The 20,113-nt window shown below is 68.9% G+C and carries 20 protein-coding genes; 18 read left to right on the plus strand and 2 right to left on the minus strand.

The genetic code is table 11. From position 1 onward, the window contains the following. Positions 1-8: 8 nt before the first annotated feature. On the plus strand, positions 9-1,286 hold the full coding sequence (locus tag N1027_RS07975) for a M23 family metallopeptidase (protein ID WP_259506780.1): 1,278 nt from the start codon (positions 9-11) through the stop codon (positions 1,284-1,286). Between the two features lie 450 nt (positions 1,287-1,736). On the opposite strand, the gene ppa is transcribed toward N1027_RS07975, so the two are convergent. After that, positions 1,737-2,231, minus strand: coding sequence for an inorganic diphosphatase (ppa, locus tag N1027_RS07980; RefSeq protein ID WP_259506782.1), 495 nt, complete (start codon positions 2,229-2,231; stop codon positions 1,737-1,739). A 51-nt stretch (positions 2,232-2,282) separates the two neighbouring features. Between ppa and tilS the strand changes: the two genes are divergently transcribed. From tilS to cls, 17 genes are all read left to right on the plus strand, one after another. Beyond that, complete coding sequence (gene tilS, locus N1027_RS07985) at positions 2,283-3,473, plus strand: tRNA lysidine(34) synthetase TilS (protein ID WP_259507939.1); 1,191 nt, start codon at positions 2,283-2,285, stop codon at positions 3,471-3,473. 31 nt (positions 3,474-3,504) lie between these two features. Continuing rightward, positions 3,505-4,059: a hypoxanthine phosphoribosyltransferase gene (hpt, locus tag N1027_RS07990; protein WP_259506784.1), complete on the plus strand. Its 555-nt coding sequence runs from the start codon at positions 3,505-3,507 to the stop codon at positions 4,057-4,059. A 152-nt stretch (positions 4,060-4,211) separates the two neighbouring features. Beyond that, positions 4,212-6,224: an ATP-dependent zinc metalloprotease FtsH gene (ftsH, locus tag N1027_RS07995; RefSeq protein WP_259506786.1), complete on the plus strand. Its 2,013-nt coding sequence runs from the start codon at positions 4,212-4,214 to the stop codon at positions 6,222-6,224. A 7-nt stretch (positions 6,225-6,231) separates the two neighbouring features. Further along, a complete protein-coding gene (gene folE / locus N1027_RS08000) occupies positions 6,232-6,867 on the plus strand; it encodes a GTP cyclohydrolase I (protein ID WP_259506788.1) in 636 nt (211 codons plus the stop codon). After that, the gene (gene folP, locus N1027_RS08005; protein ID WP_259506790.1) at positions 6,864-7,667 is read left to right on the plus strand and encodes a dihydropteroate synthase; all 804 of its coding nucleotides are present in this window, start codon (positions 6,864-6,866) and stop codon (positions 7,665-7,667) included. Before folE ends, folP begins: the two co-directional genes overlap by 4 nt. Beyond that, positions 7,664-8,059 carry a dihydroneopterin aldolase gene (gene folB / locus N1027_RS08010; protein ID WP_259506791.1) on the plus strand — a complete coding sequence of 132 codons (396 nt, stop codon included), beginning with the start codon at positions 7,664-7,666 and terminating at the stop codon, positions 8,057-8,059. Before folP ends, folB begins: the two co-directional genes overlap by 4 nt. Continuing rightward, complete coding sequence (gene folK, locus N1027_RS08015; protein WP_259506792.1) at positions 8,056-8,601, plus strand: 2-amino-4-hydroxy-6-hydroxymethyldihydropteridine diphosphokinase; 546 nt, start codon at positions 8,056-8,058, stop codon at positions 8,599-8,601. Before folB ends, folK begins: the two co-directional genes overlap by 4 nt. After that, positions 8,598-9,050, plus strand: a complete 453-nt coding sequence (locus N1027_RS08020; protein WP_259506794.1) for a DUF3180 domain-containing protein — start codon at positions 8,598-8,600, stop codon at positions 9,048-9,050. The genes folK and N1027_RS08020 overlap by 4 nt, the downstream gene beginning before the upstream one ends. Positions 9,051-9,057: 7 nt before the next feature. Beyond that, positions 9,058-9,657 carry a PH domain-containing protein gene (locus N1027_RS08025; protein WP_308199786.1) on the plus strand — a complete coding sequence of 200 codons (600 nt, stop codon included), beginning with the start codon at positions 9,058-9,060 and terminating at the stop codon, positions 9,655-9,657. After that, the gene (locus N1027_RS08030; RefSeq protein ID WP_259506798.1) at positions 9,654-11,261 is read left to right on the plus strand and encodes a PH domain-containing protein; all 1,608 of its coding nucleotides are present in this window, start codon (positions 9,654-9,656) and stop codon (positions 11,259-11,261) included. The genes N1027_RS08025 and N1027_RS08030 overlap by 4 nt, the downstream gene beginning before the upstream one ends. Beyond that, positions 11,258-11,962, plus strand: coding sequence for a Rossmann-like and DUF2520 domain-containing protein (locus N1027_RS08035; RefSeq protein ID WP_259506799.1), 705 nt, complete (start codon positions 11,258-11,260; stop codon positions 11,960-11,962). The genes N1027_RS08030 and N1027_RS08035 overlap by 4 nt, the downstream gene beginning before the upstream one ends. A gap of 113 nt (positions 11,963-12,075) precedes the next feature. Beyond that, positions 12,076-12,945, plus strand: coding sequence for a pantoate--beta-alanine ligase (gene panC, locus N1027_RS08040; protein WP_284438952.1), 870 nt, complete (start codon positions 12,076-12,078; stop codon positions 12,943-12,945). A 141-nt stretch (positions 12,946-13,086) separates the two neighbouring features. Beyond that, complete coding sequence (locus N1027_RS08045; protein ID WP_259506802.1) at positions 13,087-16,029, plus strand: helix-turn-helix transcriptional regulator; 2,943 nt, start codon at positions 13,087-13,089, stop codon at positions 16,027-16,029. Positions 16,030-16,056: 27 nt separating this feature from the next. Further along, on the plus strand, positions 16,057-17,574 hold the full coding sequence (gene lysS / locus N1027_RS08050) for a lysine--tRNA ligase (protein WP_259506804.1): 1,518 nt from the start codon (positions 16,057-16,059) through the stop codon (positions 17,572-17,574). Positions 17,575-17,598: 24 nt separating this feature from the next. Then, entirely contained in the window at positions 17,599-17,793 is a 195-nt protein-coding gene (locus tag N1027_RS08055) for a hypothetical protein (RefSeq protein WP_259506806.1), read from the plus strand. An 18-nt stretch (positions 17,794-17,811) separates the two neighbouring features. Then, entirely contained in the window at positions 17,812-17,994 is a 183-nt protein-coding gene (locus tag N1027_RS08060) for a hypothetical protein (protein WP_259506807.1), read from the plus strand. Positions 17,995-18,079: 85 nt separating this feature from the next. Beyond that, positions 18,080-19,552 (plus strand): cardiolipin synthase, encoded by a 1,473-nt coding sequence (cls, locus tag N1027_RS08065; protein ID WP_259506809.1) that lies wholly within the window; start codon positions 18,080-18,082, stop codon positions 19,550-19,552. A gap of 8 nt (positions 19,553-19,560) precedes the next feature. On the opposite strand, the gene N1027_RS08070 is transcribed toward cls, so the two are convergent. Further along, positions 19,561-20,082, minus strand: coding sequence for a PH domain-containing protein (locus tag N1027_RS08070; RefSeq protein ID WP_259506812.1), 522 nt, complete (start codon positions 20,080-20,082; stop codon positions 19,561-19,563). Between the last annotated feature and the right edge of the window lie 31 nt (positions 20,083-20,113).

A 20,113-nucleotide genomic window follows, 5' to 3' on the forward strand; every position in this document is an offset into this window, starting at 1 on the left:
GAGAACGCATGAGCATCGACACCCGACCCGCACGCGCCTCGCGCCGGCCCGTGTCGAGAGTGCTCGCAGCGCTGGCACTGGCCATGGGCATCCTCGCGGTCGACCTGCTCCGGGGCGCCGAATCGGCATCGGCTGCCGACTACCCGTCGTGGGACGACGTGCTCGCCGCCCGCGGCAGCGAATCGGCGAAGAACGCCGAGGTCGCGAACATCCGGGCGCTGATCGACACCGCCCAACAGGAGGTCGAAGCCGCGCAGCTGTTCGCGATGCAGAAGGCCGACGAGTACTCCGCGGCTCAAGACGCTTACGACACCGCCGTCTACCGAGCCGACGAGCTCGCCGCGCAGGCGGCCGAGGCCACGACCCGAGCGGATGCCTCGAACGCGCAGGCCGGTCAGATGATCACCCAGTTCACCCGGGCCGGCGGGGGCGATCTCACGCTCAGCCTCATCCTCTCGGGGGAGGATTCCGACGACCTGCTCTACCAACTCGGTGCCATGAGCAAGCTCTCGGAGAAAACCGCGCAGCTCTACGAACAGGCGGCGCAAGACCGCAACACCGCCACCTCGCTGACGCGGCAGGCCGAGGTCGCCGAAGGTGAACTCGAGGCCCTGAAGGTCGCGGCCCAACAGGCGTTCGACGCTGCCATCGAAGCGCAAGCGGCCGCTGAGGCGCTGCTCGCCGAACACGAGGCGCAGAAGATCGTGCTCGATGCCCAGCTCGAAGCCCTCCAAGCGGCGACCGTCAAGACGGTGGCCGAATACGAGAAGGGCGTCGAGGAGCGGCGCAAGGCCGAAGAAGCCGCGCGAGCGGCGGCGGCTGCGGCTGCTGCCGCGGCCGCGGCGGCGGCAGCCGCGAACGGCGGAGGCCCGGTGCCGTCGGTGAACGGCTGGTCGGCGCCGCTGTCGGCCTGGCGAGTCACTGACGAGTGGGGCATGCGCTACCACCCCATCGGTGGCGACTACCGCCTCCACGCCGGCATCGACCTGGCACAGGCCGGCGGCGGCACCTGTGGGGCGGCGGTCTACGCGGCCGCGGCGGGCACGGTCATCCAGGCCGGCTACAACGGCGGCCTCGGCTACTCGGTCACCATCAGCCACGGCGGCGGCCTCACCACCGTCTACGGGCACAACAGCTCGCTCAACGTCGGACGGGGTCAGGATGTCGGTGGCGGCGAACTCATCGCCAGCGCCGGCACCACGGGTTCCTCCACCGGCTGCCACGTGCACTTCGAGACGCGCGTCGGCGGCACGTCGCAGAACCCGCGCAACTTCGTTGCTTTTTAGCTGCCGTGGGGCGCGTGCTTCGCGCGCGCTCCACGGGTCGCGCCGGTCCCTGCCCGGCGCGACGCGACATGTTCGCGTGCGGTCGCTGACGCGGCCGCGCGCTCACCCTGGGTTATCGAGTAGGGCCTGTTGCCTGCCGTGCCGTGCGCTCGTGTGCGGAACGACGGAGTTTCGGGCCTCACACCGGAAACGACGGAGCCTCCGCCCGTAGTTCCGCGCCGCCTCCGTCGTTTCGTTCTCGGTTTCGTTCTCGTTTCCCAAGTCGTGGGGCACGAGACCGCAGGCCGCGGGCCGCGCTCGACGCCCCAGGGTGAGGCCGAGGCCGCGTCAGCGACCTCAGCCGAACATGTCGCCTCGCGCCGCAGAAGCGGCGGCGCGAGCAATAAGGGCCCGCCCAGCCGAAGGCCGGGCGAGCCCGAGAAGCGGCGGGGCGGCACCCCAAATCGTGGCTTAGTGTGCGCCCTCTTCGGCCAGCTTCTTGAAGCCGGCCTCGACGATGGCCTCGGCCTCGGCCGCATCGCCCCAGCCGTCGATCTTGACCCATTTGCCGGGCTCGAGGTCTTTGTAGCGGGCGAAGAAGTGCTCGATCTCCTTGCGGGTCTGCTCCGGAACATCCGTGATGTCCTGGATGTGCGCCCAGCGCGGGTCTTTGTGGGGAACCACGACCACCTTGGCGTCGGAGCCGGCCTCGTCGCTCATGTTGAGCACGCCGACGGGGCGCACCTTGACGCCAACGCCCGGGAACACGGGGTACTCGAGCAGCACGAGCGCGTCGACGGGGTCACCGTCGAGGCCCAGGGTGTTCTCGAAGAACCCGTAGTCGGTGGGGTAGACGAAGCTCGTGAAGAGCACGCGGTCGAGGTAGACGCGACCGGTCTCGTGGTCGACTTCGTACTTGTTGCGGCTTCCCTTGGGAATCTCGACGACGACGTCGTACTCGGCCATGTTGGTGCTCCCTCGTGTCTGGCGAAACTGCAATAACGTTACTGGATGCACATGGAGGAGCGCCGCCCGCGCCTCACGCCCGCGATCGCCGACATCCGTCGTGCCGTGCGCGACGCACTCGAGCATCTCCTGCCGGTGTCGGAACGACGGGGTCTCAGAGCCGATCCCGAAAACGACGGAGCCGCGGTCCGACGTTCGGGCGAAACTCCGTCGTTAGTCGGTGGTCGCAGGGTCGCAGACGTGCTCGTGGCACTCAGCGGCGGACCCGACTCGCTCGCGCTCGCGGCCGCCACCGCGTTCGAGGCGCCGCGGGCGGGCATCCGCGCCGGTGCGGTGATCGTCGACCACGGACTGCAAGAGGGTTCGGATGCGGTAGCCGAGCGGGCGGCCGGCCAGGCGCGCGCTCTCGGCCTCGATCCCGTGCTCGTGTCACGGGTCGAGGTGCCCCGGGGCCCCGCCTCGGTCACGGGCGGCGCGGAGGCCGCGGCGCGCAGCGCCCGCTATGCCGCGATCGACGCCGCCTTGGAGGCTGCCGGAGCCTGCGCGGTACTCCTCGGCCACACTCTCGACGACCAGGCCGAGACCGTGCTCCTCGGCCTGGCCCGCGGCGCGGGTGCCGCGAGCCTCGCCGGCATGGCGCCGTTCAGTGAGCCGGCGGCGCCCGATCCGCACCACCCGCACGACCCGACCACGGGGGTCGCGCCGGGCACGCGCATCCGCCCGCTCCTCGGCATCCGCCGGGCGCAGACGGAGCAGTTCTGCGTCGACTCCGGCCTCGACCCTTGGCACGACCCGCACAACGACAGCGACGAGTTCACCCGCGTGCGCGTGCGCCAGACCGTGCTGCCGCTTCTCGAACGCGAGCTCGGCCCGGGCATCGCGGAGGCGCTCGCCCGCACGGCCGAGCAGTTGCGCGAAGACGACGAGACTCTGCGCGAGGTGGCCATCGAGACCATCGAAGACCTGGTCGAGCACGCCGAGGCGGGCATCGCCGTCTCGGCGGGCGCACTGGCCGCGAATCCGGCCGCGCTGCGGAATCGCATCATCCGCTACGTCGTCGACAGCGAATTCGGTGTCTCGCTGTCGCGCACGCAGACCCTCGCAGTGGGGGCGCTGGTGACGGATTGGCACGGACAGAAAGGCGTCGACCTGCCAGGGATTAGAGTGGTGCGGCAGGGCGCGTTCGTGGTGTTCTCGCGGGCGGATCGGAGCGGATCCGCGACGACTGCAGAGAACGGTTGAGCGCCGAAAGGGCGCGGAGGGAAAAGGTCGCATGGACATCAAGGACATCGAGTCCGACATCACCGAGGTGCTGCTCAGCGAGGAGCAGATCGCGGACACCATCTCCGAACTCGCCCGCCGGATCGAGGCCGACTACAGCGACGACGACGACCTGCTGATCGTCGGCGTGCTCCGGGGTGCGGTGATGGTGATGGCCGACCTCGCCCGGGCGCTGCACATCCACCTCACGATGGATTGGATGGCGGTGAGCTCCTACGGTTCGGGCACGCAGTCCAGCGGTGTGGTGCGCATCCTGAAAGACCTCGACACCGACATCACGGGGCGGAAGGTGCTCATCGTGGAGGACATCATCGACTCGGGACTCACTCTGTCGTGGCTGCTCGCCAACCTCCGCACGCGCGGCGCCGAATCGGTGGAGATCTGCGCGCTGCTGCGCAAACCCGACGCGGTGAAGGTCGAACTCGACGTGCGATACGTGGGCGTCGACATCCCGAACGCCTTCGTCGTGGGCTACGGCCTCGACTACGCCGAGCGCTACCGCAACCTCAAGTCGATCGGCGTGCTCGCGCCGCACGTCTACGCCTAGAACCGGGGGTTCGGCCGCCCGGGCGAGATCAGGGCAAATGCTCGTTACGCCCACGGGGAACATGGAGGCGGCGCTCAGTCCCCGGCGGGTACCCTAGCACCACGACTTAAGCACCCGTGCCGACCCCTTCGGCACCGAAGCGATGAAGAGACATGAACGCGAAACGCATCTTCCGATCTCCCATTCCGTACATCCTCCTGGGTGCGATCGCGCTGTGGATCGGCTTCAGCCTCCTCACCGGAGGCGGCTACCAGCAGGTCACCACGCAGCAGGGCCTCGGCTTCCTGTCGAGCGGCAAGGTCTCCGAGGCCACCATCATCGATGGTGAGCAGCGGGTCGACCTGACGCTCACGACGGCCGACGACAAGTACGGCTCGAAGGTGCAGTTCTACTACGTGGCCCCTCGTGGGCCCGAGGTCGTGACGGCGGTGACGGATGCGAATCCTTCCGACGGCTTCAACGACCAGGTTCCGCAGACCAACTGGTTCCTCTCGGCGCTCGGACTGCTGCTCCCGATCATCCTGATCGGCGCGTTCTTCTGGTTCATGCTGTCGGGTATGCAGGGTGGCGGCAACCGCGTCATGCAGTTCGGCAAGTCGAAGGCCAAGCTCGTCACCAAGGAGTCGCCGAAGGTCACCTTCGACGACGTCGCGGGTGCCGAGGAGGCGCTCGAAGAGCTCGAAGAGATCAAAGACTTCCTGAAGGAGCCGGCCAAGTTCCTCGCCGTGGGCGCCCGCATCCCCAAGGGCGTGCTGCTGTACGGCCCTCCCGGCACGGGTAAGACCCTCCTGGCCCGCGCCGTCGCGGGTGAGGCGGGCGTGCCGTTCTACTCCATCTCGGGTTCCGACTTCGTGGAGATGTTCGTGGGTGTCGGCGCGAGCCGCGTGCGCGACCTGTTCCAGCAGGCGAAAGAGAACTCGCCCGCCATCATCTTCATCGACGAGATCGACGCCGTCGGCCGTCACCGCGGTGCGGGCATGGGCGGCGGTCACGACGAGCGCGAGCAGACCCTCAACCAGTTGCTGGTGGAGATGGACGGCTTCGACGTGAAGACCAACGTCATCCTGATCGCCGCGACGAACCGCCCCGACATCCTCGACCCCGCTCTGCTGCGCCCGGGCCGCTTCGACCGTCAGATCGGCGTCGACGCGCCGGATCTCAACGGTCGCAAGAAGATCCTCGAGGTGCACGGCAAGGGCAAGCCGCTCGCGGCCGGTGTCGACCTCGAAGTGGTCGCCCGCAAGACGCCGGGCTTCACCGGCGCCGACCTGGCGAACGTGCTGAACGAGGCCGCGCTGCTCACCGCGCGCAGCAACGCGCAGCTGATCGACAACCGGGCACTCGACGAGGCGATCGACCGCGTCATCGCCGGCCCGCAGCGCCGCACCCGCATCATGCGCGACCAGGAGAAGCTGGTCACCGCTTACCACGAAGGTGGCCACGCTCTGGTCGCCACGGCGATGAACTACACCGACCCGGTCACGAAGGTCACGATCCTTCCTCGAGGCCGCGCTCTCGGCTACACGATGGTGCTGCCCCTCGAAGACCGCTACTCGGTGAGCCGCAACGAGCTGCTCGACCAGCTGGCCTATGCGATGGGCGGCCGTGTCGCCGAAGAGGTCGTGTTCCATGACCCCACCACCGGCGCCTCGAACGACATCGAGAAGGCCACCGGAACGGCCAAGAAGATGGTGACCGAATACGGCATGAGCGCCTCGCTCGGCGCCGTGAAACTCGGTGCCGCCTCGGGTGAGATGTTCCTCGGCCGCAACATGGGCCACGAGCGCGACTACTCCGAGAGCCTTGCCCAGCAGGTCGACGCTGAGGTGCGCGGCCTGATCGAGGCGGCGCACGACGAGGCGTGGTTGGTGCTGAACGACAACCGCGACATCCTCGACAAGTTGGCCGCCGAGCTGCTCGAGAAGGAGACGCTCGACCACGACGAACTGGCCGAGATCTTCAAGGGCATCAAAAAGCTGCCGTTGCGGCCCCAGTGGCTGTCGAGCGAGAAGCGCCCGGTGTCGACCCTGCCGCCGGTGGCGTTCCCGTCACAGAAGGCCCCGATCGACGGGCAGGCTGTCGACGGCGGCGTCGGCTCCGAGCCGGAGCCCGAGTCGAAGCCGAAGCGCGCTCCGCGAACCAAGCCCCGCCCCGCCACCGCGTAGGCGCCTCGTGGCTTCCGTCGACCGAGAGAGGATCGAGGCCGCGGTCAGCGAGATCCTCGCCGCGATCGGCGAGGATCCGGGGCGCGAGGGTCTGCGCGACACCCCGCGCCGCGTGGCCGAGATGTACGCCGAGCTCTTCGGCGGCGTGGGTGACGACCCCGCGGGTGCGCTCGGGTCGATGTTCGCCGCTCCGTCTGCGGAGGCGGCCGGCGCGGCGGAGAACGCGAAGCCGGGCACGGCAGCGGATGCCGGCGATCAGCCGGTGCTGATCCGCGACATCACCTTCCGCTCGATGTGCGAGCACCACTTCTTGCCCTTCGAGGGCATCGTGCACGTGGCCTACGTGCCGGGTGACCGCATCGCCGGCCTCGGCTCGATCGTCTCGGTGGTCGAATCCGCGTCATCAAGGCCGCAGCTGCAGGAGCGACTCACCGACGACATCGCCGACGCCGTCCAGCGCGGCCTCGATGCCCGCGGCGTGCTGGTGGTGGTGGATGCCAAACACGGGTGCGTGAGCGCCCGCGGGCACCGGCAGACCCGCAGCACCACCCTCACCCTCGCCGCACGCGGCACCCTCAGCGAACCCGCCGCTCGCGCCGAGATCACCGCCCTGATCGCCGCTCCCCGGGGCGACGAGCGGTGACGCGCATCCTGGGCATCCTCAACGTCACTCCCGATTCGTTCAGCGACGGGGGCCTGTGGCGTGATCGCGACGCCGCCGTGCGGCACGCGGTGGGCATGGTCGCGCGAGGGGCCGACATCGTCGACGTGGGTGGCGAGTCCACGCGCCCGGGCGCCGCGCGGGTGGCGATCTCCGAGGAGCAGAGGCGCGTGCTCCCCGTGGTGCGCGAACTGGTCGCGCGGGGCATCACCGTGAGCATCGACACGATGAACGCTGCAACCGCCGCCGCCGCCCTCGAGGCCGGCGCCGAGATCGTGAACGACGTCTCCGGCGGCCGCTCCGACCCGGAGATGGACGACGTGGTGCGCGAATCCGGCGCCCGTTTCGTGGTGATGCACTGGCGCGGCCACAGCGACTCGATGAACGAGCGAGCGCGCTACAAGGATGTCGTCGGGGAGGTCGTGGGCGAGATCGAGTACCGGGTGGCCGAACTGATCGTCAAGGGCGTGTCGCCCGAGAAGCTCATCGTCGATCCCGGACTCGGCTTCGCGAAGAACGGCGAGCACAACTGGACCGTGCTCGGCCACCTCGACCGCTTGCAGAAGCTCGGTCTTCCGGTGCTGATCGGCGCCTCGCGCAAGCGATTCATCAGTGAATTGATGCCCGGTGGGGCACAGTTGGGGGAGCGCGACTTCGCCTCCGCCGTCATCGCGGCGTTGGCGGCGCACAATGGTGTCTGGGGGGTTCGCGTGCACGACGTGTCGGGAACCCGGGCGGCCCTGAACGTGACCGACGCCTGGGATGGAGGGAGAGCACGATGAGCGGCGAGCAGCACGACGAGCTCGACTCCCTCACGCTCACCGGCCTCGAGGTGTTCGCGCAGCACGGCGTCTTCGACTTCGAGCGTGCCGAGGGCCAGCGTTTCGTCATCGACGTCACGCTCTGGCTCGACACGGCTCCCGCGGCCGACTCCGACGATCTCGCCAAGACAGTGCACTACGGCGAGCTGGCGGTCGCGATCACCGAGGCTGCGTCGATCGATCCGGTCGACCTCATCGAGACCCTCGCCGAACGGATCGCCGGCGTCGTGCTCGCGAACGATCCCGTGGAGCGGGTGCGGGTCGTGGTGCACAAACCCGATGCGCCCATCACCGTGCCCTTCGCCGACGTCAGCATCAGCATCACCAGATCGAGATCGGTTCCCATCGCATGAGCCCCCGCCCCATCGACAGCGTCGAGCGACGGATCATCCGGCTTCCTGCCGTGCTGGCCTTCGGCAGCAACCTCGGCGATCGAGAAGCCACCATCCTCAGTGCCCTCGACGATCTCCGGGCGACCGACGGCGTCGAGGTCACCGCGGTGTCGCGGCTCTACGAGACCACGGCGGTGAAACCGGATGGCGTCGATCTCGACGCGCCCGCCTACCTCAATGCCGTCGCGCTCATCCGCACGAGCCTGCATCCCGAGGAACTGCTCGGGGTGGTCAACCACATCGAGCACGAGCACGGTCGGGTGCGGGCGGAGCGTTGGGGCGACCGCACTCTCGACGTCGACATCGTGACCTTCGCCTCCGTCGTGCGCGACACGAAGCGGCTCACGCTGCCCCATCCGCGGGCCGCCGAGCGCGACTTCGTGCTGGTGCCGTGGCTCGAGATCGAGCCGGCGGCGGTACTGCCCGGCCGGGGGCGCGTCGATCAGCTGGTGCGGAGCATCCCGCAGACCACGCTGCGACCTTATGTGGGGGAGTCACGGTGAGGCACACGCATCCGCTGACCATCGTCATCTTCGGCGTCGTCGGCATCGCCACCGGGTTCGTGCTCGAGGTGGCTCTCGTGGCGATGGGGCAGCCGGTGCTCATCCCGCCCTACACGCTCGCGATCACGCTGGTGGCTGCTGCAGCGATCGTGATCGCGCTCGCCGTGCCGATCCGCCGCGCCATCCGGGGCACCTCCCAAGCGCGGATCAATCCTTTCCGGGCGATGCGGATCGTGCTGCTCGCCAAGGCCTCGAGCCTCGTGGGCAGCCTGATCGCCGGGTTCGGGATCGGTGTGATCGCCTTCCTCCTCACCCGCCCCGTGGTGGCCGATGTAGGCTCGTTGTGGCCGGGGATCACCGCCGCGCTGGCCGGGGCCGTGCTCCTCACGGCAGGGCTCGTGGCCGAACGACTGTGCACCCTGCCTCCCGACGAACCAGACGCGAAGTGAGCCTCCAGTGTCCAGCCCCGACGAGCAGATCGCCCCGCTGAACGCGCCGGAGCAGGTGCCCGCCCCCGCACCTTCACCCGCGCCCGCGCCCGCGCCTGAGCCCGAGCGCGAGCCCGCTCCCGAATCGGGTTCCCGCCGGCTCGTGGTCGACGGCGAGTGGCACGGCGTCAGCCCGAAGTACCTCGGCGTCGAGATCGTGTCGAGCATCATCAGCGGCCTCGTGCTCTCTGCGATCGCCGTGGTGTTCGTCGTGCTGGGCACGTGGTTCGGCTGGCCGGCGCTCGGCGTGGCGATCGTGATCGGTGTCGTCACCCTCGTGCTGGCGCCCCGGCGGGTGCGTTCGATCGGCTACCAGCTGCGCTCCGACGACCTGGTGTTCAAGCGCGGCATCATGTTCCACCGCGTCGTCTCGGTGCCCTACGGTCGCATGCAGCTCATCGACATCAACCGCGGGCCCGTCGCCCGCGCGCTGGGCCTGGCGGAGCTGAAGTTCGTGACGGCGGCCGCGTCGACCGGGGTGTCGATCCCGGGGCTGGTCGACGAGGAGGCGAACGCGCTGCGCGACTACCTGGTGGGCCTGGCCGAATCCCGCCGCGTCGGCCTGTGAGCGAGCCGCGCGTGCCGGGCTCCCCGCTCGAGCCGGCCGCATCCGACGGGCCGCCGAAATCCACCGGCCCCACCGCCCCGACCGACCTCACCGACGGCGAGTGGCACCGTCTCCACCCCGCCACCCCGCTCCTGCGAGGCGGCATCGTGCTGGTCGCGATCCTCGGCTTCGTGCTCGCGAACTTCCGTGAACGACTGATCGACTGGATCTTCGGCGCACCGGATCTCCCGGGCGACCCGTTCCAGACTGCTTACGAACGCGGTCAGCTGGGCTGGGCGATCGTGATCGTCATCGGCGGCCTGGTGGTGGGCATCGTCGTGTTCTATGCCTCTTGGCGCATGCACACCTTCCGTGTGGGCGACGACGTGGTCGAGGTGCGCAGCGGCATCCTGTTCCGCACGCACCGGCGGGCGCGACTCGACCGCATCCAGGGTGTCGCCATCAGCCGGCCGATCTTCGCACGGCTGTTCGGGGCGGCGAAACTCGACATCAGCGTCGCCGGCCAGGATGCCAAGGTGCAGCTGGCATACCTGCGCGGCTCGGAGGCCGATCGCCTGCGCCGCGACGTGCTGGTGCTGGCCTCGGGTGCTCGTGAAGCGGCGGCAGGGCCGGATGCCGCGAACGTGGCGGTGGCGCCCGGCTCCTCCGCGGCATCCGTCGTTCCCGGCGTGGTCAATCAGCGGGTGCGCGAACTGCTCGCTCCCGAACTCGACCCCTCCATCGCGCCGCCCGAATCGGTGGTGAAGATTCCGCCGCTGCGGCTGATTCTGTCGCTCGTGCTGAGCGGGTTCACCGTCGTGCTCGTGCTGGTGGCCGTCTTGATCGTGGTGATGTCGCTGCTCGGCCGCCGCGAGTTCTTCCTTTTCTTGATCCTCCCGGGTGTGCTGGCCGCCGCGGGCTACTACTTCAACCGGTTCACGAAGTCGCTGCGTTTCAGCATCGCCGGCACGGCCGACGGGGTGCGCATCGGTTTCGGCCTGCTCTCCACGAGCAACGACACCCTGCCGCCCGGGCGCATCCACGCCATCGAGGTGAGTCAGCCGTTGCTGTGGCGGCCGGTGAAATGGTGGATGATCCGCATCAATCGCGCGGGCGCGGCCGGTCAGAGCTCCTCGCAGACCAGCACTCTCATGCTCCCCGTGGGCACGGTCGACGACGTGAGCAAGGTGCTCGGGCTGTTGCTGCCGGGTCTCGCCGGCGAGCAGACCCGGCAGCTCGTGCTGGCCGGTCTGCTGGCCAAATCGGGTGCGGGATTCACGGATGCGCCGCGTCGCGCGTGGCCCTTGCGCCCGTTCTCCTGGAAACGCACCGGGTACGCCGAGACCGACGACGCGATTCTGCTGCGCTCGGGGTTCGTCTGGCGCCACCTCACCGTCGTGCCGCTGGCGCGGGTGCAGAGCCTGCGCATCTCGCAGGGTCCGGTGCAGCGGGTTCTCGACCTGGTCGAGCTCACCGTGCACACGGTCACAGGACCTGTGCGGGCCACCCTGGGCGCCGCCGATCGCGCCGGCGGAACCGCGGCCTTCGGGCGCTGGTCGGCTCAGGTCGTCGACGCCGGAGCGAACGACCACTCGACCCGCTGGGCAGAAGGGCAGACCTCGTGAGGCCGGCCGAACGAACCGGGCGTCTCGGCGTCGGAATCATCGGTGCCGGGCGGGTCGGACCGGTTCTCGGCGCCGCCCTCGCCGGCGCGGGTCACGCGATCGTGGGCATAGCCGCCATCTCCGACGAGAGTCGGGAGCGTGCCGATGCGATGCTGCCGGGGGTGCCCATCCTCACCATTCCCGACCTGGTCGAGCGCAGTGAACTCGTGGTTCTGGCCGTGCCGTCGTCGGAGCTCGGCTCGCTGATCGCGGGTCTCGCCGAGACCGGCACCTGGCAGATGGGTCAGCTCGTGCTGCACACGGCGCCGGAGTTCGGCGCCGACGTGTTCGCACCGGCTCGCCCGGCCGGCGTCATCCCGCTCGCCGTGCATCCGGCGATGGCGTTCACCGGAACGAGCGTCGACCTGGCCCGCCTCGCGGGCGCCTACTTCGCGGTCACCGCTCCCACACCCGTGCTGCCGATCGCCCAGGCGCTCGTCGTGGAGATGGGCGGAGAGCCGGTGGTGGTGGCCGAGGCCGATCGCGCGGCCTATGCCGAGGCGATCGAGACGGCCACCACGTTCTCGACCGCGATCGTCGATCAGGCGGCCGGCATCCTCACCGGCATCGGCATCGAACTCCCCGGCCGGGTGCTCGCGCCGCTCGTGCGCTCCTCGGTGGAGAACGCGCTGGCGCGCACGGGGGGCACGGTTCCCGAGTAGCATCGATCTGGCGGTCGCGCTCCACGGCGACCGCGAGCACGTGCGCAGCTGAAGGAGTTCCGGTGGCCGAAGCCGTTACGGATGCCCTCGCCGCCGACACTCCCATCGTCACGATGACGGTGGCGGATGTCCGCCGCGAGATCGATGACGCGGCGACGCGCAAGAGGGCGACGGGAGTTGCCGTGCCGGCCGCCGGTCGCGCGCGGGTCGCGCTGGTGCCCACCCTGGGTGCGCTGCACGCCGGGCATCTCGCGCTCGTCGACCGCGCGGCCGAGATCGCCGACATCGTCGTGGTGTCGATCTTCGTCAATCCGCTGCAGTTCAATGATCCAGCCGATCTCGAGCGCTACCCTCGCGATCTCGAGGGCGACCTGCGAACCCTCGCCGGTCACGGTGTCGACATCGTGTTCGCGCCCCTCGTCGATGAGTTGTATCCGCACGGCGACTCCCAGACGCGGGTCACCGCCGGCCGGGTCGGCACGCTCTTCGAGGGCCGCAGTCGCCCGGGCCATTTCGATGGCGTGCTCACCGTGGTGGCGAAGCTGATCAACGCGGTCGGGCCGCAGCGCATCCTGTTCGGGCAGAAGGATGCGCAGCAGGTCTTCCTGGTGTCGCAGATGATCGCCGACCTGAACATGCCGGTCTCGGTCGAGGTCGTCGAGACCGTTCGCGATTCCGACGAGCTCGCGCTCTCCAGCCGTAACCGCTTCCTCGACGCGCGTGAGCGTCGTGCGGCGCTCACGCTGCCGCACATGCTCGAGGCCGCCGAGTCGGCCGCCGACCGGGGGATCGACGCCGTGCTCGCGGCCGCGCAATCGGCGGCGATGGGCGAGGCGCTGGTCTCCGTCGACTACTTGGCGGTCGTGCATCCGGAGACCTTCCTGCCGGTCGACGACGACTACCGCGGTCCGGCCCGAGCGATCGTGGCGGCCCGGGTCGGCGACACCCGCCTGATCGACAACACCCCCCTTTACCTGGGCTGATCCCCCCCTTCCCACCCGCCTCCCTCTCCTCGCGACTCGCCAAAATCCGCCCTGTTTTCACGCCGGGACGGCGGATTTCGGCGAGTCGCGAGGATGGCCACACCCCGTGACCTCGCACGCCCCCGGAATTACAATGGGGGCGTGATCGGCGTCGACACCGCGTGGGCTGACCGCGGCGTCGCCGTGGGGCACGGGTCACTCGTCGGCCGCGACGATCTCGTCGACCTCGCCCTCGAACGCTGGCAGAGCGCCCTGCAGGGCGACGGTCGGCTCCTGCTCTTCGCCGGCGAAGCGGGAATCGGCAAGAGTCGCCTGGTGCGCGAGTTCGCGGAGCGGGTCGGTTCTTCGGGGCGCTTCTTCGGGGCCTCGATCTGGCCGAAGGATGCCCAGGTGGGCGGGTCGATCCTGCTCGATCTGGCCGACGACCTGGCGCGGCACGGCGATCGGGCGCACGCCGACCGGTTGAACGCCTTGCTGCTGGGCTCCCGCGACGACAGCGACGCGCTCGCCCGCCGAGTACTGCTGCGTGATCTCACCGAGGTCGTGCTCGAGGTGCTGCGCGAGGCGCCCACCGTGCTGCGTTTCGAAGACCTGCACTGGGCCGACGAGATCAGTCTCGACGTGCTCGCGCGCCTGGCTCCGGCACTACTCACCACGCCGGGGCTGGTGATTGCCACCTACCGCACCGACGAGGTGTACGCGGGCAGCCCGCTCGCCGAGTGGCGCGGGCGACTGCTGGCCCAGCGCCTGGCTGAGGAGGTGCGCATCCCCCGGTTCGATCCCGTGGGAACGGGGGAGTTCGTGGCCGCCCTCACCGGCACGGTGCCCTCGTCGGAGCTCGTGGCGCTGCTGCACAGCCGGAGCGACGGCATCCCGCTCTACATCGAAGAGCTGCTGGTGGCCGGTGTCGGTGACCGGGTTCCCGACACCCTCGCCGACGCCGTGCGAGCCCGCGCCGATGCGCTCGACCCGTCGACGCACGACGTGCTCTCGGCGGCCGCCATCGTGGGGTGCCGCTTCGATCTCGTGCTGCTCACCGACCTGGTCGACGACGACGATCAGGTCGTCGATCGCGCGATGAAGGCCCTGCTCGACCGGCACTTCATCGTCGAGACCGAGGCGGGCTTCGAGTTCCGGCACGCCCTCGTGCGCGATGTGGTGCACGACGACCTGCCGCCCATCCGCCGGCGGTCGCTGCATGAGGAGGTGGCGAAGGCCGCGATCGTGCGGCACGCGCGCGACGCCTACATCTCCGAACAGTACGAGCTCGCCCGACTGCCCGAGCTGGCGCATCCGTTCGCCCTGCAGGCCGCCCGACTGGCGGCCCGGGTGTCGGCCCACCGGGAGTCGGCGAAGCTCTACGCGCGTGCCCTTCGCACAGCACCGAGTGCCGAAGACCATCGAGTCGCCAAAAACAGTCGGAATGAGCCGCGTGATTCCGACAATTCTTGGCGACTCGATGACGGGGTCGATGAGCCGGAGGCGGGCGAGGCCGTCATCCACGCGGAGTTCGCGCGCGAGCTCGCCGCGGTCGACGACATCGAGGCGGCCGCGCAGCACTTCCGTATCGCCGTCGAGCTATACCGCGAGCAGGGCGACCGGGTCTCGGCGGCGCGGCTGGTGCCGCACCTGATCGCCACCCGTCACCTGCTCGGCGACACCCGCGAAGCGCGCTGCGCGGTGGTGCAGGCGGCGCTCGACGACCTCGATTCGCTGCCCGACGGCGGCCCGCTCGCCTTGCGGGCCGAGCTGCTCGGCGCGCTCGCGGCAGCCCACATGCTCGATCGTCGGCTGGACACCGGGCTCGCCTTCGGCGAAGAGGCGCAATCCCTGGCCCGCACCGCCTGCGACGACCCGCTGTGCATCGACATCGACAGCACGCTCGGCGCGATCCTGGTGTTCGCGGGCCGAGGAGACGAGGGCTGGGCGCTGCTCGAGCGGGCGGTGGCCGACGGAGCCGCGGCCGGGTTCGAGGCCCAGACCGCCCGTGCCTATCGAATGGCAGGCAGCTCAGCGTCGGTGCTCGCCGAATACGAACTGGCCGAGCGGATGCTCACCGACGGCATCCGCTATGCCGCGACCACCGAGAACTGGAACGACCACCACTACCTCACGGCCCACCTCGCCCACGTGCGTTGCGCGCAGGGGCGGTGGAACGAGGCAGAAGCCCTGGCGCGCCGGGCACTCGCCGAAGGTGGTGGCATCACCACGAGGAGCACGGCCCTCACCGTGCTGGGCTACCTCGCCCTCGGCCGCGACGAGCCCGACGAAGCCGAGCTTCTGCTCACCGAGGCCCTGGAGATCGGTGAGCGGATGGGCGAACTGCAGCGCCTCTCGCCGGCGCTCTGGGGCCTGACCGAGCTGGCGCTGTCCCGGGCAGACGCCGCGACCGCGCTCGCGCTCTCGGAGCGGGCGTACGAGTCGTCGGCCCTGGTCGACGACGCCGCTTACCTGTTCCCCTTCGTCATCACGGGCGTGCGCGCCCGGCTCAGCGCGGCAGGCTCGGGATCGAGCGGGGCGCGCGACTGGCTCGAGCGGAGCCGCGTTCTGATCGAGCGTCGCGGAATTCCTGGAACCCTGCCCGCGCTGGAACACGCGGAAGCGCTGGTTCAGCTGAGTGAGGGGCGAACGGATGCCGCGCGCTCGAGTCTCGCGCGGGCATCCGCCGAGTGGGATGCCCACGACCGGTTCTGGGAGGGAACGCAGGTGCTCGTCGACCAGGCCCGCTGCGCCTCGCGGTCGCGGCGGCCGGCACAGAGTGCTGCCTTTCTCGCCGAAGCGCGACGCCGAGCCGACGAGGCAGGGGCGAGCCTCCTGCTGAGGCGGGTGCAGCACGCCGAACGCGCGGGCGACGAGACCTCGGCCGGCCCGCTCACGGCGCGGGAGTTCGAAGTGGCGCGGCTGGTGGCGACCGGGTCGACGAATCGCGAGATCGGCACCGCCTTGTCCATCTCACCCAAGACCGCCTCGGTGCACGTCGAGCACATCCTCGCGAAGCTCGGCGCCACTAGGCGCGCCGAGATCGCGACTTGGTTCGCCGCGTCACGCGACGCGGAGGGCGGCCGGGCCGAGCCGGTAAACTGAGGGCGACCTCAAGGAGACCCTTCTCGCATGACCGACGCACAGGCGCCACGCTCGTCCGAACCCGACGCTCAGATGACCGAGGAAGAGGTCTCCGAGCAGAAGGCCGTGCGCCTGGCCAAGCGCGACAAGCTCAACGAGTCGGGCGTCGAGGCCTACCCGGTGAGCGTGCCGGTCACCACCACCATCCCCGCGGTGCGCGCGAAGTGGGGCTGGCTCGAAGCCGACGCCGTTTCGGGCGAGACCGTCGGCATCGCCGGGCGCGTGGTGTTCCTACGCAACACCGGCAAGCTCTGCTTCGTGACGCTGCAGTCCGGCGACGGCACACGCATCCAGGGCATGATCTCGCTCGCCGCCGTCGGTGAGGAGTCCCTCGCGGCGTTCAAGGAATTCGTCGACCTCGGCGATCACCTGTTCCTCTCGGGCGAGGTCATCTCTTCGCGCCGGGGCGAGTTGAGCGTCATGGCCACCGAGTGGAAGATCTCGTCGAAGGCCATCCTGCCGCTGCCGAACGTGTACTCCGAGCTCTCGGAGGAGACCCGGATGCGCAGCCGCTATCTCGATCTCATCGTGCGCGATCAGGCCCGCCAGATGGTGCGCACCCGAGCGGAGGCCATGGCGTCACTGCGGCGCACCTTCACCGAGCGCGAGTTCCTCGAGGTGGAGACCCCCATGCTGCAGACGATGCACGGCGGCGCCGCAGCGCGCCCCTTCGTCACCCACTCCAACGCCTTCGACACCGAGCTCTACTTGCGCATCGCCCCCGAGCTCTTCCTCAAGCGCGCCGTGGTCGGCGGCATCGACCGGGTGTTCGAGATCAACCGCAACTTCCGCAACGAGGGTGCCGACTCCACCCACAGCCCCGAGTTCGCGATGCTCGAAGCCTATGAGGCTTACGGCGACTACACCTCGATCGCCGAGCTCACCCAGTCGCTCATCCAGAACGCCGCGCTCGCCGTGGCCGGATCGCACGTGGTGACCTGGGCCGACGGCACCGAATACGACCTCGGTGGGGAGTGGGACCGCATCAGCATGTACGGGTCGCTCTCCGACGCCTCCGGTGTTCTGATCACGCCGTCGACGAGCGTGGAGGAACTGCAGGCTCTCGCCGACCGCGAGGGGGTCTCGGTGCATCTGCCGAACCACGGCAAGCTCGTCGAAGAGCTCTGGGAGCACTTCGTGAAGGGCTCGCTCGTGCGCCCCACCTTCGTGCTCGACTTCCCGGTGGAGACGAGCCCGCTCACCCGGGCGCACCGCTCGATCGCGGGCGTCGTCGAGAAGTGGGATCTGTACATCCGTGGCTTCGAACTCGCCACCGGATACTCCGAACTGGTCGACCCCGTCATCCAGCGCGAGCGCTTCGTCGAGCAGGCCAAGCAGGCCGCGGCCGGCGACGACGAGGCGATGCGGCTCGACGAAGACTTCCTGCGCGCCCTCGAATTCGGAATGCCCCCGTCGGGCGGCATGGGGATGGGGATCGACCGGTTGCTGATGGCCCTCACCGGCCTGGGCATCCGCGAGACCATCCTGTTCCCGCTGGTGAAATGACGATGCACGGATGAGGACCCCCAGATGAGCATGTTCGGCTTCGGCAAGAAAGACGAGTTCCCCGACGGCCCCGGCAAGAAGGGCGAAGAGGGCGCGGAGGGCGACCCGGAGAAAGACCCGCGGAAGCCCTCGACCGCGCGCATCGTGATCTGGGTCATCGTGGGCGGCGTCGGTCTGTACCTGATCGGCAGCGGCATCATCGGCATCCTCACCAACTGAACGGGTATCCTTAGCCCGATGGATGATTTCTGGCCCGCCGTGTTCGCACTGGCCCCGACCGTTCTGATCGGGCTCGTGTTCTGGTTCATCATGCGCGCCCTCATCCGCTCCGACAAGTCGGAGCGCAAAGCCCTCGCCAAGATCGAGGCCGAAGAGCGCGCCAAGCTCGGCCTGCCGCTGGAGAAGGTCACCGCCGAATAGCTCGGCTCCGGAGTTCCGTCGACGCGGATCTCACCGCGCAACCGATACGGTATCGCTAGGGGTTCGCAGCTACGAGGAGGCCGCATTGTCCGGTGCTGATGTCGCGGTCTTCGTCGCGCTGGCGCTGTTGCTGATCGACCTGACGATCCGTGTCATCTCGGTGATCGTGGTGCCGCGCAACCGTCGGCCGTCCACCGGTATCGCGTGGCTCATGGCCATCTTCGTGCTGCCCTACGTGGGCTTCCTGCTCTTCCTGCTGATCGGCAGCTACAAGCTCCCCAAGTCGCGGCGCGACAAGCAGTACGCCATCAACGAGTTCATCATCGAGACCACCGAGGGCATCGAGCAGGTCAGTGACGCCGACCCCTGGCCGCCGTGGTTCAAGAACGTCGTCGAGCTCAACCGCACCCTCGGGGCGATGCCGCTCGTGGGTGGCAACGACGCCCGACTCGTCGGTGACTACGACGACGCCATCCGCCAGATGACCGCCGACATCGAGCACGCTCAGCGCTACGTGCATGCCGAGTTCTACATCCTGTCGTACGACACGACGACGAAGCCCTTCTTCGAGGCCCTCGAAGCCGCGGTGAAGCGCGGCGTGATGGTGCGCGTGCTGCTCGACCACATCGCATCCGTTCGTGCTCCCGGGCATCGCAAGACCGTGAAGATGCTCAACGCGATGGGCATCAAGTGGCACTTCATGCTGCCCGTGCAGCCGCTGAAGGGAAAGTGGCAGCGGCCCGACCTCCGCAACCACCGCAAGATCCTCGTGGTCGACGGTGACGTGGCCTACATGGGGTCGCAGAACATCGTCGACCGCAGCTACAACAAGAAGAGCAACATCAAGCGCGGCCTCAAATGGCAGGACTTGATGACCCGTCTCGAAGGCCCGATCGTGACGGGAATCAACGCGATCTTCATCACCGACTGGTACAGCGAGAGCAACGAGCTCCTGCTGCGCGAGACCCGGGCGATCACCGAAGACATCATCGACGACCAGCAGGATGCGCTCGACATGCAAGTGGTGCCCTCCGGCCCCGGGTTCGAGGGCGAGAACAACCTGCGACTGTTCCTGGCGCTGCTCTACAGCGCGCAGGAGCGCATCATCATCACGAGCCCGTACTTCGTGCCCGACGACGCGATGATGTACGCGATCACCACGGCCACCCAGCGCGGGGTGGAGGTGCAGTTGTTCGTCTCGGAGATCGGCGACCAGGCGCTCGTCTACCACGCCCAGCGCTCCTACTACGAGCTGCTGCTGCGGGCGGGCGTTCGCATCTACATGTATCAGGCGCCCTACATCCTGCATTCGAAGCACTTCACGATCGACGACGAGGTCGCTGTGATCGGGTCGTCGAACATGGACATGCGGTCGTTCAGCCTCAACATGGAGGTGTCGCTGATGGTGCGCGGGCGCCGTTTCGTCTCCGAGATGCGGGCCGTGGAAGACGGGTACCGCGCGCTGAGTCGCGAGCTGACCCTTGACGAGTGGCACAAGCAGCCGCTGCGCTCGACCATCCTCGACAACCTCGCGCGGTTGACCTCGGCGATCCAGTAGCCCGCGGGTCAGAGGTCGCGGTTGCCTCCGCGCCGGCTCAGCCGCGACCGTTCTGCAACGGCTTGACGTGTCGCCTCTGCCTGGTCGGTGCGGAGCCCTGGCAGCGTGATATTGCTCTGGTCTGCTGCGGACTGGCAGACGACATGGTTGATGCCGAGCAGACGGTCGACCAGACCGCTGGTTATCGACACCGTCTGGATGCGGTCATAGGGCAAGGAGACCGCCGTTCGACTGAGAATCCCCGCTTCGTACTGGATCTCGTCTTCCCCGAGCTGGTATCGGATTCTCCCAGCGGAGACAAAGGTCATCGTCGCGGTACCGAGCGCCAGCACGGATACTGCGCACGCGACCAGCGGTGCGAATGTCACGTATGAAAATCCCGTTCCCAGGAAGGATGGTGCGACGATGGCGAATACGGCCGCCAGGGCGGCTAGGAAGAACCACGACAGCGCCGCCCGCAATGCGGCGCTGACTCGATAGGTCATGGACATGGTCATCCATGGTGAGGGGATCGGAATGCTCGGGGTCATGGGACCCGATGCTATCAGTAAATGATATTTA

It is taken from the genome of Herbiconiux aconitum (genome assembly GCF_024979235.1).
In the GTDB taxonomy this organism is placed as follows: Bacteria; Actinomycetota; Actinomycetes; order Actinomycetales; family Microbacteriaceae; genus Herbiconiux; species Herbiconiux aconitum.